The 15070-nt window shown below is 29.9% G+C and carries 12 protein-coding genes; 9 read left to right on the forward strand and 3 right to left on the reverse strand.

From position 1 onward, the window contains the following. The first annotated feature begins 148 nt into the window (after nucleotides 1-148). The 9 genes from EXC44_RS03345 to tsf all read left to right on the forward strand — a co-directional run bounded on the left by EXC44_RS03345 (nucleotide 149) and on the right by tsf (nucleotide 8272). Nucleotides 149-2032, forward strand: coding sequence for a ribonuclease J (locus EXC44_RS03345; RefSeq protein WP_129621829.1), 1884 nt, complete (start codon nucleotides 149-151; stop codon nucleotides 2030-2032). Between the two features lies 1 nt (nucleotide 2033). Next, complete coding sequence (locus EXC44_RS03350; RefSeq protein WP_120160239.1) at nucleotides 2034-2264, forward strand: hypothetical protein; 231 nt, start codon at nucleotides 2034-2036, stop codon at nucleotides 2262-2264. An 8-nt stretch (nucleotides 2265-2272) separates the two neighbouring features. Then, the gene (locus tag EXC44_RS03355) at nucleotides 2273-2854 is read left to right on the forward strand and encodes a diadenylate cyclase (RefSeq protein ID WP_223213429.1); all 582 of its coding nucleotides are present in this window, start codon (nucleotides 2273-2275) and stop codon (nucleotides 2852-2854) included. A gap of 2 nt (nucleotides 2855-2856) precedes the next feature. Further along, complete coding sequence (gene mgtE / locus EXC44_RS03360) at nucleotides 2857-4431, forward strand: magnesium transporter (protein ID WP_120161627.1); 1575 nt, start codon at nucleotides 2857-2859, stop codon at nucleotides 4429-4431. Between the two features lie 9 nt (nucleotides 4432-4440). After that, nucleotides 4441-4794 (forward strand): hypothetical protein, encoded by a 354-nt coding sequence (locus tag EXC44_RS03365; RefSeq protein WP_129621830.1) that lies wholly within the window; start codon nucleotides 4441-4443, stop codon nucleotides 4792-4794. 213 nt (nucleotides 4795-5007) lie between these two features. After that, nucleotides 5008-5643: an MHJ_0274 family protein gene (locus EXC44_RS03370; RefSeq protein WP_129621831.1), complete on the forward strand. Its 636-nt coding sequence runs from the start codon at nucleotides 5008-5010 to the stop codon at nucleotides 5641-5643. Next, entirely contained in the window at nucleotides 5627-6286 is a 660-nt protein-coding gene (gene pgsA / locus EXC44_RS03375; RefSeq protein WP_120161623.1) for a CDP-diacylglycerol--glycerol-3-phosphate 3-phosphatidyltransferase, read from the forward strand. The genes EXC44_RS03370 and pgsA overlap by 17 nt, the downstream gene beginning before the upstream one ends. Before the next feature lie 222 nt (nucleotides 6287-6508). Next, nucleotides 6509-7375, forward strand: a complete 867-nt coding sequence (rpsB, locus tag EXC44_RS03380; protein ID WP_129621832.1) for a 30S ribosomal protein S2 — start codon at nucleotides 6509-6511, stop codon at nucleotides 7373-7375. Between the two features lie 15 nt (nucleotides 7376-7390). After that, a complete protein-coding gene (gene tsf / locus EXC44_RS03385) occupies nucleotides 7391-8272 on the forward strand; it encodes a translation elongation factor Ts (RefSeq protein WP_129621833.1) in 882 nt (293 codons plus the stop codon). Between the two features lie 838 nt (nucleotides 8273-9110). Here the strand turns inward: tsf and EXC44_RS03390 are convergent. The 3 genes from EXC44_RS03390 to EXC44_RS03400 form a co-directional block, all read right to left on the reverse strand. Then, complete coding sequence (locus tag EXC44_RS03390; RefSeq protein WP_129621834.1) at nucleotides 9111-11132, reverse strand: hypothetical protein; 2022 nt, start codon at nucleotides 11130-11132, stop codon at nucleotides 9111-9113. A 461-nt stretch (nucleotides 11133-11593) separates the two neighbouring features. Next, complete coding sequence (glyA, locus tag EXC44_RS03395) at nucleotides 11594-12862, reverse strand: serine hydroxymethyltransferase (protein WP_129621835.1); 1269 nt, start codon at nucleotides 12860-12862, stop codon at nucleotides 11594-11596. Between the two features lie 2 nt (nucleotides 12863-12864). Continuing rightward, entirely contained in the window at nucleotides 12865-15033 is a 2169-nt protein-coding gene (locus EXC44_RS03400; protein WP_129621836.1) for a phenylalanine--tRNA ligase subunit beta, read from the reverse strand. Nucleotides 15034-15070 lie beyond the last annotated feature (37 nt).

Below are 15070 nucleotides of genomic sequence, written 5' to 3' on the forward strand. Positions count from 1 at the left end.
TTATTTGAAGGTTTTTTTATAAAGATTGGTATTTTTACATATATAGTGTTATAATATAAAATATTATAAACAAAGTAATCATATTTAATACTTTGTGTTTTGTTTGTTTCATTTAATAATTTTAAAATTAACTATAAGGAGGAAAAATATGAAGAAAAAAGCTAGCCTTCCCACTCGAATTATCCCGCTTGGCGGGGTACAAGAAATTGGTAAATCAACTTTATTAGTTGAACATGATAATCATATTTTTATTATTGATTCAGGAATTAAATTTGCTGATACTTATAATACAGGAATTAAAGGAATAATTCCTAACTATGACTATTTAAATTTACCCAATAAAATTATTGAAGGTTTATTTATTACCCACGGTCATGAGGATCATATTGGCGGTGTTGTTTACTTAGTTAAACAAACAAAGTTAAACAAAATCTTTGCACCGAGAATAGCTATTCAATATTTAAAATTAAAATTTGATGAACATAATATTAAATCTAAAATTGAATTTATTGAAATTCAAAAAGATGATGTTTATCATTTTAACGGTGATTGCAAAGTTGATTTTTGAACTTCGCAACATTCAATTCCAGATTCATTTGGTGTAAGGATTACTACTCCAAATGGAAGTATTATGTGTACTGGTGATTTTAGGTTTGATTATACTCCAATTGGTAACTATACTGATTTTGCTCGTTTAGATGAAATTGGAAAACAAGGCTTGACAGCCTTGTTATCTGATTCAACTAATGCAATGCGCCCAGATCACTCACCTTCTGAAAGTGATATTTTAACTGATATTGAAAGGCACATGAAAGATGCTAAGAAGAAAATTATTATTACTGCTTTTGCATCAAATTTAACCAGAATTAAAGTAATTATTGAATTAGCGCAAAAACTCGGTAAAAAAGTTATTACATTTGGTCATTCAATGATTCAAGGAATTAAGATTGGTAAAAAACTAGGTTATATTAATGTTGCTGATAATGTTTTAATCGATAAAAAAGCAGCACAAAATTATAAAGATTCAGATTTAGTAATTTTAACTACTGGCTCACAAGGAGAACAACTTGCCGCTTTATCAAGAATGAGTTATGGAAAACATGCTACAATTAAAATAACTAAAGGTGATATGATCATCTTTTCATCAAGTCCAATTCCCGGAAACCGTATGGTTATTGAATTGTTAATTAATAGACTCTATAAATTAGGCGCTATTATTAAAGAAAATGGTGTTGATGGATATTTACATACTTCGGGACATGCATATAAATCTGAACATGATAAAATTTTTCAGTTAACTAAACCTAAATATTTTTTACCATATCACGGTGAATTTAGGATGAGCCTAGCTCATGGCCAAAGCGCAATTGAAAATGGAGTTAATCCTAAAAATGTAATTATAATCCAAAAAGGTGTAGTTTATGAGATGCTTAATCAAAATATCAAAGCTTCACAAGAACTTATTGATTTTGGACCTATATATATTGATGGAAATACGGTTTTAAATTTTTCCGGTAAAATTATTAAAGAGCGAGCCCAACTCAAAGACTCAGGTTTTATGAGTTTAGTTTTTTTACTTAATAAAGAAGCTAACCAAATTATTGGTCGTCCACAAGTTTTAACAAAAGGGACATTCTTTGTTAAAACTTCTAAAGCTTTAATTGAAGAATGTAAGAGAATTTCTCATGGAGCTATACTTTATCATATTAAAAATAATCCAAACTGAACAGTTGAAGACTTAGAAAAACTAATTATTGAACGAATTAGTGCACTATTACATAAGGAAAAACGTCGTAACCCAGTTATTGTGCCAACTATTTTATTTACTAATGATCCAGCGGATCCAGATTTATTAGCTAAGCCAATTAAATTTGGTAATACTAAAAGTGAAAAAGTAGAAAAATACGAAAGTGACAAAAAACCTAAAACCCATAAAACTAAATTAATAGCTCAAAAATTAAAAGAATTAGAAGAGCTTTCATTAAGCGTGGTTGATTCTGATTATGAAATAGACGAGGATGATGAGGTATAAAATGAAAGATAATAAACCAAAACTTGACTTTATTAAATTACGTATTGCTGAAATTGAATATGCTCGCAAAAAAGCTGAGCAAGAACTTTTAACAAATCAAATTAAAAAAACTCAAGAAAAATTACCAATTGCAAAGCAAGAGCTTTTTCGCAATATTATTTGAAGTATTGTAATTATTATTATTGTGATAAGTTTGCTAGTAGGTGCTTATTTCATTGGTAATAGTAATTAGGAAGTAAGATGCAAATAGCTATTATTGTTATTTTAAGTTTATTATTAGTTATTGGACTTATTTCTTTAGTTATTTTACTTAAACCTGCTTTTAATTATTTTCTTAAAAATATAGTTTTTAAAAGCTCTTACGATAAAATTGGCCAAAGCTCTCAAATTAGGCTTATAAACCAATTACGTGAATCAGTGGAATATTTATCTAAATATAAAATTGGTGCAATTATTACTATAGAAAATAATGATGTGTTAGATAACTACCGTACTGATGGAATAATTTTAGATGCCAATATTTCTAGCGGTCTTTTAATCTCAATTTTTAATAAAAATTCTCCATTACATGATGGAGCTGTAATTATTCGTAAAAACAAAATTTACTATGCTTCAACATTTTATAAAATAACTGATAAATCTGTTCCTGCTTCTTATGGTTCTAGACACCGAGCTGCAATTGGAATTAGTGAACAAACTGATGCAGTAACAATTTTAGTTTCAGAACAAACAGGTTTAATAAGATTACTAAGAAAAAACATTATTTTATCTGTGCGCCTTGATCAATTCCAAGAAGAACTAATCAAGATTCTTAAAGGTTAATTATGGACAAAATTATTAACAAAATTAACCATGAATTATTAGTTGAAGAAATAAAAAAATTAATTGAAACTAAAAAAGTCAGAGAAATTAGGGAATTACAAGAGGAAATTACTTATCCTAACTTTGCTTTAGTAATGGGTGATGAAGCTTTAAATGATGAAGAGAGACTTTATTTACTAAGAGTTTTAAGAACAACTGAAGCAGCTGAAATTTTTAGTTATTTAGAAGATGAGATTAAAACTAGGCTTGTTACTTTATTTAGTGATGAATTAGGTAAAAAAGTTCTGCAAGAACTTGAAACAGCTGAACTAGTTGATATTTTGGAAGAATTACCAGTTAATATTATGCGTAAAGTACTTTCGCAAACGCCAAAAGAAAAACGTGATATTATTAACCAAATCTTGCTTTATAAAGATAATCAAGTGGGCAGCATTATGCAAGTTGATATTTCAATTCTAAAAAATTCTTGAACTGGCAAAGAAGCTTTAACTAAAATTAAAAAAGATTACCATAATAATATGACAATGGGACATAATTTTTATATTGTTGATCATGATGGTAAACTTTTAGGAGACATTACTTTAGAAGAAATTATTTTTAATGCAGAAGGTGATTTATTAGACAATTGACTTAATCCTGTTACTGCTGTTTATCCAACGGATGACAAAGAACAAGCTGCTAAAGTTTTTAGTGATAATGACCGCTCTTCTTTACCAGTTGTATCACTGGATAATCGTTTAATTGGGATGATTTCTTCTGATGCTATTATTGATGTTATTCATGAAGAAGCTACTGAAGATATGTATAAAATGGTTGGGATTAGCTCTGAAGTATCAGAAGAAAATTACTTAAAAACCACCATTAAAACAATTGTTAAATCAAGAGTTTTATGGTTAATTATCTTAATGCTTTCTGCAACACTTTCACAATACATTATTCAAAAATTTACAAATATTAGCGAAGAGAGTATTAATCAATTTGGTATTACTGTTTCAACTGCTGTAATTGTTTCGTTAATCCCAATTATTAGCGGTTCAGCAGGTAATGCTGGTTCACAATCCACGACCACTGTAACAAGGGCTGCAGCGCTTGGAGAATTTCATAATTCGCAATATAAAAAAGTAATTGCTAAAGAACTATTAGTAGGAACAATTATTGGTGGAATTATGTTTGCAATTAATTTAATTCGCTTATATATTTATTATGCAATTCCAACCTTTCGAAACGACGCTTTCCATGATGGTAAGAGTGATTGAATTTCACTTTCATTTATTATTTTAGCAAGTTCATTATCACTTTGATTTGTTGTTATTTTTGCCAAGTTTTTAGGAACAATTATTCCGCTTGTTGCCATTAGATTTAAAAAAGATCCAGCCGTAATGTCAGCTCCAATTTTAACAACACTGAGTGATGCTTTATCAACACTAATTTTCTTTGGTCTAAATATTTTAGTTTTATATATTGCTTGGCGAGCTGGTCTTTTTGATAAAACTCCTATTGTATCTAATAAAAATATTGTGCTCGAGCTGCAAAATTTTAAAACTTTAACAAATTTAAATTTAACATATTTTAATTAAGGAAACAAAATGAAAAAAATAGCTGATATTGAACAATTAAAATTGCTAGCTGAAGATTATTTACGCTTAACTAAAGAAGCAAAAGAACTTAAAAAACTAATGCAAGAGTTAGTTAAAGATACCGAAATTGAAATTTATGAGCGGCTTTCTGAAGGTGGTTTAGTGCAATATTTTAAACCTGAATCTAAAACTGTGGTTGACAAAAAGTTATTAACTGAACTTTTATTTAGTATTTTTATAGATTATAACCACGAAAATTCGCAAAAAATCATTCCATCAATACAAGAAATAGAAGAGCAAATTAAAGAACAATGCCAAGTTGTTAAGGAATATAAATGAAAATTGGCTTTGAAAAGTAAATAAATTTAAATTTATGCTTAAAGTTATTTACTAAGCTTTATAACTTTAATCAACTTATTTTACTAAAATTAGCTAATTCAAACTAATTTAAATTTAAAAATAAATTTTATTTTATTTAAAAGTGTTAAAGATTAATTTAAAAAGATTAAACTATCCTTTTAAAAATATATTAAAATTATTAATATATAAATTAATAACCTAGAAAATAGGAGAATTATGAATAATAAGAATTCAAATACAAACTCAACTAGTAGTGTATTTGGTACTGATTCCTCAATTATTATTTGAGTTATTTTAGGTATCTTAATACTACTGCTACTTGCCTATATTTTATATTCATATATAAAAGAAAAAATTAATGCTAAAAAAACTAAAGAAGCAGCAATGCAACTTGATAAAAATGCAGCAATTTACTATCACGAAGTAACTGTAAAAATTAATGAGCTAATTAAATTAAATACATTAGAGCATAGTAATTTTGTAGTAAGTGTTGGAAAATATAAAATGTCGCATTTAAACTATGCTGCTGCTCAAACTATTAGTGATATTTTAGAAGAATACGAGTTTAAAAATTATATTGTTAGTTCACAAAAGTATGAAACTTTCATCGCTAATTTAAAAGTACTTAGAGATTTAAACTCAAATTTATGAGATAAAAAATTATCACAATCTTCAATTAAGTATTTTAATGATTTATTACCTGAAGCTTACCAAAGAGCTAAAGAAGTAATTAGTAGTGAATTAACAGATTTAAGAGCTAATGAAATTTTAATTAATGAAATTAAAACAAGATATTTAAGTAATTTAAATAAAGATTTTGATAGGAGTGATGGAAATGAAAGCCAAGCTTAATTTAAATGTAATTAAAACTAAATTTAATAATACTTTTTCTAATTTAAAAAACATTAAAAAAGAAAATATACCTAATTATTTAACAATTTTAAGAATGATCTTAATAGTTCCTTTATTAATTTTATTTCCATTTATGTGGATTTATAAAGGAGAATATTCTTATGATGTAGGAATTGTTGCTTTTACTTTAATAATATTTATAATTGCTATGGCTACAGATTATGTTGATGGTTATTTAGCTCGTAAATGAAATGCTATAAGTTCATTTGGCAAATTATGAGACCCACTAGCTGATAAAGTAATTACCACTTCTGTTTTAATCTTTTTATCATTTTATAATATTATTCCATTTTGAATCACAGTAATTTTTATTATTCGTGATTTAGTTGTTGATGGTACGAGAGTTGTCTTAAATAAACATAATATCAATATTGCTGCTAGTTTTTATGGTAAATTAAAAACTATGGTTTTAAGCTTTGCAATTGTATTTGTTTCTGTTGCTTATTTATCAGCTCCATGAATTTTTAATAACGTTTATTGAGCTGTTTTATTATTCAATATCCCAACTTTAATTGCTTTAGGATTAAGTTTATATGCAGCTTTTGATTATATTTACCCGCACCGCCACCTTTTCTTTAAATAATAAAAATCACTTTAATAAGTGATTTTTATTATTTAAATTTCTTAAAAAAAATTTTTAATTTAAGGATAAAGTGGTAAAATAAAAAGTGTTTTTATAACACCACAATTTTAATTTTTATTACAGAAACAACAATATGGATTCACTTGGGTGTGCCTTGATCAAATAGGTGCTAGGTGCTCGAAATATTGTTTAGCAAAAACAAACTAAAAGGAACATTTTTATATGAAAACAAACGAAACACAACAAGCTAGAGTCGAAAAAGACTCAAGACCTAGAATAGACAGAAATCCAATTATTTCAAGAGAAAAACTTCTTGAATCTGGGTCATACTTTGGGCATAAAACATATGCTTGAAATCCAAAAATGAAGGAATATTTAGTTCCTAACAAAAGATTTAAAGGTGTGCACATTATTGACGTTTATAAAACTCAAAACCACCTTGAATATGCTTACAAACTTGTAAATAACCTTGCAGCAAAAGGAACTGAGTTCATTTTTGTTGGAACTAAAAAACAGGCTCGTGAAGCTGTCAAAGCTGCGGCTGAAAGAACAAATTCATTATTTGTTACTGAAAGATGATTAGGTGGAACATTAACTAACAATGCAACAATTATGCGCAGCGTTAATACTATGGAACAATTAGAAGCTAAAGCTGCAAGCAATTTTAAGGGTTACACTAAAAAAGAAGCTTTAGAAAAAACCAAACAATTAGAAAAATTACACAAAAATTTGAATGGTATTCGTGCTATGAGTAAAATGAGACGTCTACCACAAGTTATGATAGTAGCTGATCCTAATGAAGACGAAATTGCAATTAAGGAAGCAAGAAAAAAAGGATTAAAAGTTATTGCTATTTTAGACTCTAACTCTAATCCTGATAACGTTGATTTAGGTGTACCAGGAAACGATGATTCAGCTAAATTTATCCAAGTATTTATGACAGTTATTGCTGATGCAATCGTTGCTTCACGAGGTGGACGTAGTCAATTTGCATACCAAAATGATGAAAAAGTTGTTTTTCCAGAAACAGCATTACCAAAAACTGAAGAAAATGGTAAAGTTGAAGTTAAATCAACTAAAAAAGATTAATTAAGAGGAGTTAAGATGAGTGCAAACAAAATGGAATTAATCAAAGAATTAAGAGCAAGAACAAACTCTTCATTAATTGATTGTAAAAAAGCTTTAGAAGCATCTAATGACGATATTGAAGATGCTATTAACTGATTAAGAGAAAATGGGATTGTTAAAGCAGCTAAAAAAGCCGGACGTGTTGCTGCAGAGGGAGCAGTTGTTGCTCTTGGTAATGAAAAACGTGCAGTTTTAGTTGAAATTAACTCTGAGACAGATTTTTCAGCTAAAAATCAAAAATTTGTTGAATTATTATCTAAAGTCGCACAAAGATTTTTAACTAGCAACGCTGCTTCTTTAGAAGAAGTTTACAAGTTAGAGTTAGAAAGTGGTGTTAGCATTGAAAATGCCCTAATTGAAGCTACTTCAGTTATCGGGGAAAAAATTTCGCTTCGACGTGTTTTAGCTCTTGAAGCAAATGAAGATGAAGTTTTAGGAGTTTACGTTCACGCTAATTCACAAGTTGCTTCTGTTGTTAAAGTAGCTGGAAAAAATGTTGAAGCAGCTAAAAACGTTGCTATGCACGTTTCAGCAATGAACCCAGAATTTTCATTAGTTTCACAAATTCCAAGCGAACGTTTTGAAGCTTTAAAAGCAAGCTTTGAAAAACCTGCTGGTTTTGATTCAAAACCTGCTTCAATACAAGAAAAAATTAAAGAAGGTTGGTTAGCTAAACAATTATCAGAATTTGTTTTAGAAAAACAAGCTTTTGTCATGGAAGATTCTTTATCAGTTGAAAAATATTTAGCTAACCACGGTGATAAACTAGTTGAAGTTGCAAGATTTGAAGTTGGAGAAGGGATTGAAAAAGTTCAATCAAACTTTGCAGCTGATGTTGCAAGTATGGTGGCTAAGTAATATTACATAACATTCAGTTTCCTGAATGTTATTTTTTATACTTAATTATTTAAAAACAAGCTTTAATATCAACTGGGAGAAGAAAATTTAACATTTTAATCAACTATAACGTCATAGCAAATTCCTGTGCCATTTTCAGTTTAAGTTCGGTTGAATTCGATCATTATTATACAAACTATATATTCTTGTATCATATCATTTAGTTCATTGAATGTTATTTTTGAATAATCTAAATCATTTAATAATTTAAGTTTTAATGATTCCAAAACAATATTTGATTTCTTGAATTCCCGACAATAGATAGCAAAATAATCCCACCTAGATTTTGAACTTCATTAATATATCTCGGATGTGTATATTGAAAGCCATGATCTGAGTGAATAATAAAAATTTTGGGTTTACAATGTTTTAATGAATTTAAATTATTCATAACTAGTTCGAGATTATTACTTTGTGGTAATTTAAATCCGACAATTTGCTTAGTTTTTTGAGTCAAAATTGTAGACCAATAAACGTGTGATTCTAACACGTTTATTGGTGCTTTTATATGAAACATCAGTTGCATAAATATTTCGATTGTTTTGATCATTATAATAATGATCAAAGATATCTCAATTTGGTTCTCTGTTTTTGTTAGGTTTACCACTTGCTTTTTATGGCTTCCCCTTTCTTTGTCAGTAATAAGTCATCCATACCTGAATTATAATACTTTTATTTTTTATTAATTATAGCTTTATATTTTTCCTTTGTATTTTTTTGTTTTTGGTGATATTTGTTAAATAGAATCAAATTTTTTCGTTGGTATTAAGGAATGGTAAAAAAAGTTAACATTTTCATGTTAACTTTTTTGTTCTGATCCTGAACCATCTTTGCCAGCTTCACCTGTGCCAGCATCTTCTGATCCTGAACCATCTTTACCAGCTTCACCTGTGCCAGCATCTTCTGATCCTGAACCATCTTTACCAGCTTCACCTGTGCCAGCATCTTCTGATCCTGAACCATCTTTGCCAGCTTCACCTGTGCCAGCATCTTCTGATCCTGAACCATCTTTACCAGCTTCACCTGTGCCAGCATCTTCTGATCCTGAACCATCTTTACCAGCTTCACCTGTGCCAGCATCTTCTGATCCTGAACCATCTTTACCAGCTTCACCTGTGCCAGCATCTTCTGATCCTGAACCATCTTTGCCAGCTTCACCTGTGCCAGCATCTTCTGATCCTGAACCATCTTTACCAGCTTCACCTGTGCCAGCATCTTCTGATCCTGAACCATCTTTGCCAGCTTCACCTGTGCCAGCATCTTCTGATCCTGAACCATCTTTACCAGCTTCACCTGTGCCAGCATCTTCTGATCCTGAACCATCTTTACCAGCTTCACCTGTGCCAGCATCTTCTGATCCTGAACCATCTTTGCCAGCTTCACCTGTGCCAGCATCTTCTGATCCTGAACCATCTTTACCAGCTTCACCTGTGCCAGCATCTTCTGATCCTGAACCATCTTTGCCAGCTTCACCTGTGCCAGCATCTTCTGATCCTGAACCATCTTTACCAGCTTCACCTGTGCCAGCATCTTCTGATCCTGAACCATCTTTACCAGCTTCACCTGTGCCAGCATCTTCTGATCCTGAACCATCTTTACCAGCTTCACCTGTGCCAGCATCTTCTGATCCTGAACCATCTTTGCCAGCTTCACCTGTGCCAGCATCTTCTGATCCTGAACCATCTTTACCAGCTTCACCTGTGCCAGCATCTTCTGATCCTGAACCATCTTTACCAGCTTCACCTGTGCCAGCATCTTCTGATCCTGAACCATCTTTACCAGCTTCACCTGTGCCAGCATCTTCTGATCCTGAACCATCTTTGCCAGCTTCACCTGTGCCAGCATCTTCTGATCCTGAACCATCTTTACCAGCTTCACCTGTGCCAGCATCTTCTGATCCTGAACCATCTTTGCCAGCTTCACCTGTGCCAGCATCTTCTGATCCTGAACCATCTTTACCAGCTTCACCTGTGCCAGCATCTTCTGATCCTGAACCATCTTTACCAGCTTCACCTGTGCCAGCATCTTCTGATCCTGAACCATCTTTACCAGCTTCACCTGTGCCAGCATCTTCTGATCCTGAACCATCTTTGCCAGCTTCACCTGTGCCAGCATCTTCTGATCCTGAACCATCTTTACCAGCTTCACCTGTGCCACCGGGTTCATCTGTACGTATTACTATAGAGTCATTTCTTTCTTCCTCTACTTTTTCACCACTTTTATTTTGAGGTAATTCTACTTTAGTATTAGGATCCCCACCTGTTTCATTTGTTCCACTAAAATCTGGTCCTCCTGGCCGATCAGGTTGTACTTTGCCTTTTTCTGGATCTCCATTTTTATTTTGATCTTGATCTGAAGAATTTGGGTTTCCACCTGTTGAATTGCTTTCATCAAGTGGAGTTTGATCCGCAGGATTACTATTTATTGGTTTTTGATTATCCCCATTATCAGAATTATTTGGTGGAGTTTGATGGTTATTATTTCCATTACCTGTGTTTTGGTTATCAGATGAATTATCTCCAGGTTTTTCGCCTTTATTTGGATCTTGACTTGATCCATTACCTAGGCTATCTGACGGAGGTGTTTGAGTATTAGATCCACTATTTCCAGTGTCGTTTGATGGTGGAGTTTGATCCCCTGGGTTTTGCCTCTTATTATTACCAGTATTTTCACTACTTCCTTGGTTTTGATTACCATTTCCTGGATCACTTTGGACCGGAGGGGTTGGTTTAGGATCTTGTTCACTAGTGCAACTTACAGCTGCAAGTGTCGAGATTGTTAATATATTTGTTGATATTAATATGAATTTACGTAATTTCATTTTTGTCCTTCTTATTGTTTAATTTATTATAAAAAATAGATATTTATGTAAGGATATGTTAATTTACAACAATATATTTATTTATATTAATAACAATAAGATAAATGACTATTAATTTGATTATTATACTTAAACAGGGGTAATGTTATTAAGGTAAAATATCTTGTTTAAATGACATATCCTTGTGTTAATTGTAATATATATATATATATATGCGAAAAGTTGAATACTTGTAATTATGTTTTGATTGGTTAAGATTAAAAAGAAGGGTATGAATAGTAAAAACATATTAATTTAAGTTATTTATACTTAATAAGTATATATTTATTATAAATAATTATTTCCATATATTTTCCATAGGAATTTTTAAAAGTATTAGAATTAAGTTTGATTATAGAGAATATAGAATTCAAAAAAAGCAACATTCAATAAGTTGAATGTTGCTTTTAAAGTATATAAATTTATAAATAAGATTTTTTGATTGGAGCTTCCTTAAGATATTCAAGAACTTGTGATTTATAACTTTTAAGTTCTTTTAATGCTTCATTTGTTTCGGAATTAAAATATTCATATTTTGATAAAACGTTATGAATAATACTTGCTAATTCTTCTCAATATTTAAAATCTCTACTTGTCATGGCAGCAGTACCAATTCTAATTCCGCTTCCTAAACGAGGGTTAAGTTTATCAAATGGAATTGAATTTTTATTTAAAGTAATATTTAATTTGTGTAATAATGTTTCAGCTTGCAGACCATTAATACCATATGTTTCAAAAACATCTATCATAAATAAGTGGTTATCACTGCCACCACTGATGATTTTAGCACCAAGGTATTTAAATTTTTGAGCCATGGTTTGGGTATTTTTAACAATGTTTTGTGCATACGTTTTAAATTGAGGTTGCAATGCTTCATAAAAAGACACTGCTTTTCCGGCAATTGCATGAAATAATGGACCTCCTTGATAACCTGGAAATACCCAACGGTTAACTTTTTTAGCAATTTCTGGATCATTAGTCATAATTATCCCCCCACGACCACCACGTAAGGTTTTATGAGTCGTAGAGGTAATAATATCAGCATAACCTACTGGTGAAGGGTGCACACCTGCTACAATTAAACCAGCGATATGTGCTATATCAGCCATTAATTTTGCTCCTACTTTGTCTGCAATTTCTTTAAATCTTTTGAAATCAATAGTTCTTGAATATGCTGAATAACCACAAATAATTAGATCTGGTTTTTCTTGCATAGCTAATCTTTCAATTGCATCATAATCTAAAAATCCTTCTGGATTTAAATCATATGAAATTGAATCATAAAAAATTCCGCTAAAGCTAATTTTATAACCATGGGTTAAATGTCCACCGCAATTTAAAGATAATCCCATTATCTTGCCACCACTAGGAACTACTGCAGCAATTGCTGCTGCATTAGCTGTTGAGCCAGAATATGGTTGTACATTAGCATATTCAACTCCAAAGAGTTCTTTAAGCCTGTTTATAGCAGTTTGCTCAATAATATCAACATTTTCACACCCACCATAATATCTTGCATTTGGATATCCTTCACCATATTTATTTGTTAAAATACTTCCCTGAGCTTTTAAGACATCTTCAGAAACGAAGTTTTCTGAAGCTATTAATTCAACATGATCTTCTTGACGTTTTAGTTCACTATTAATTGCATCTTGGATGACTTTGTCAGCCAAGGTAATTTTTTGATACATAATTAATTACCTCCTTGGTTAAATATTTGATTAATTTGGTTTATAACTGATTCATAATCGGTTATCCTAATAGTTAAATTATGTGATGAAACTTTTTGATAATCATCAATAACTTTAATTTCATATGGTTTGCAAACTTTATAGATTTTTTCTAAATAATCTTGAATTGATTGGTTATTTTGCAATTCAAAAGTTAAATCAATAGTTTTCATTGGCTCAAAGTTAATATTATTAAATAAAGTTGCCTTAGGAAAATTATCAGGAAGAAAGAATTCAGCATAATAAGCACTAGTATCATCATACATAGGATGAATTTTACCAATTCAACCTATGTATTGATTTTTAAAGTAAATTTTAGCTGAAACATTAGGATGAATATATGGATCATTATCAAACTTTTCAAAATTTAATTCAAGGTTCAAAAAGTTAATAATATCTTGTTTTAATTCATGAAATGATTTAGTAGTGGAAGCTAGCCCATAAACAAATTTTTCTGATACAACCATTCCATGTTCAAAAATGTTAATTTGCTCTAATTTACGTTTTTTATTATAAATTATTACTTCTTGTAATGAAGTAATAATTGACTTACGAATTGATTCTCGTTCTTTTGAAACAAAAGTCATTAAATCGATATTTTCTTTTCACCCTAACGGATTTAAAAAGTTTTTGTCTTTTGAGACTAAACTAAAGGTCCTTGTCTCATTATAACCATTATGTAATCAATATTGTTTGTTTTTTTTGTTACTTTGAGTTTTTAATGGTGTTATTTTGATTTGTTTTGGTTCAAAATTTTGGTATGAATAAAATCTAAAGATTTCTTCGATAATATCTTCAAAATAGTTAATATCATAACGATAGTTTGGAACTAGAACTTTATTATCTTTAAATTCAAAATCTAAAGATGTTAATTGATTTTTAGCTTTTTCAAAAATACTTAAATTATTTGTGCCTGCATAAATAGTTAGTTTTTGCTCATCAAATTCAATTGATTTTTTATTTGGTAAATTAATTGGATTAATAATTTGTGAAACTTGTAAATCACTAGTTTTAGCTTGAATATATTGCATTGCTAAAGATGCGATATATTGAGAGATAATTCTTGAGGCTTGGTTTGAAGCATTAGTTGTTAATTTAATTTCTTTTGAACCATGGCGCACATATTTAGAATCAAAGATCCCTACTTCAAATAAATATTGCTTAGTGTTAAATGTTGCTTTAGTTTTTTCCAAACCAATTACTGAAGCAAGTGAAATTGGACCATTATCATCTTTAATTGTTAATACATTTTTTAAATTTACTTCTTTATTACCTAAAATTTCAAGTTGACCTGAATAAACTTCGCAACTTAAATTCTTTGTTAAAGTAGTTGCATCATAAACATGAGCACTTGCCCCTATTTCTAATAAAGTAAGGTTAGTTAAATTGACTGACCAATCATATAAACTCGAAATATCATGCTTTGCTAATAGCATTTTTTCAGCTAAAGAAGTTTCTTTTTTCCCATGAACTTCTAAAAATGATAATTCGTTAGCTCGGTTTTTGTTTACTTTAAAGTTTGAAGTAAAAGAAGCTTTTAGATTTTTTTCAAAACTTGGCTTAAAACTTGTTTGAAAATATGCTGCTAATTCTTTAGCTAAAAAATAATATGAATTAGCATCATTTCGATTAGCTGTGGTTGTAATTTCAATAAGATAATCGTTTAATCCTAATAATTCCATTGCATCATCATTAATCGAAGCAAAGTCACCTGGTAAAACTAATAATTCATCTGTTTCAGTTAATAAATTGTATTTATACCCTATTTCAGATCATGATGCCATCATTCCTTGCGATGGAATTCCTTTAAGTTTTACTTCTTTAAAGGTTATACCATCTTTTGAAGCTCCTACTGGAAAGCAAATTACTAAGTCGCCTTGCTTTAAAATCCGATTTGTAGTTTGAATAGTTATTTTGCCATTTTTTGTTTCTAATTCAACAACATCTAAACGATCTGAATTAGGGTTTAAAGTTACACTAAGAACTTTAGCAAATATAACGCCTGAAACATTACTAAATGGCTTAATACTTTCAACTTCAAAACCTAATTCATTAAGTGCAATTTCTAATTGTTTAGGTTCTAAATTTAACTTTGGTAAATAATTATTTAAATGTTTTAATGATAAAATCATATTCCTCCTATAAATTTCAGTTAATTTGCTCTAAATT

The sequence above is a fragment of the Mycoplasmopsis bovirhinis genome (assembly GCF_900660515.1).
In the GTDB taxonomy this organism is placed as follows: domain Bacteria; phylum Bacillota_I; class Bacilli_A; order Mycoplasmatales; family Metamycoplasmataceae; genus Mycoplasmopsis; species Mycoplasmopsis bovirhinis.